The following is a 253-nucleotide window of genomic DNA, read 5'->3' as shown; positions in this document are numbered from 1 at the left end:
TGGTGACTCGTAGGGGAATTGAACCCCTGTTACCGCCGTGAAAGGGCGGTGTCTTAACCTCTTGACCAACGAGCCATTTTAATGGTTGCGGAGGCAGGACTCGAACCTACGACCTTCGGGTTATGAGCCCGACGAGCTGCCAACTGCTCCACTCCGCGATATTGTTTGTTTTATAAGTGCCGAAGACCGGAATCGAACCGGTACGAGAGGTAAGTCCCGCAGGATTTTAAGTCCTGTGCGTCTGCCAGTTCCG

2 tRNA genes are annotated in these 253 nt (G+C 53.8%); both read right to left on the bottom strand.

The window, feature by feature from the left end:
- A tRNA-Glu gene (locus KGF36_RS20020) sits at positions 1-75 on the bottom strand.
- 7 nt (positions 76-82) lie between these two features.
- A tRNA-Met gene (locus KGF36_RS20015) sits at positions 83-158 on the bottom strand.
- Positions 159-253 lie beyond the last annotated feature (95 nt).

Source organism: Clostridioides sp. ZZV14-6009 (assembly GCF_020658095.1).
In the GTDB taxonomy this organism is placed as follows: Bacteria; Bacillota; Clostridia; order Peptostreptococcales; family Peptostreptococcaceae; genus Clostridioides.
This window is presented reverse-complemented; position numbering and strand designations above follow the sequence as displayed.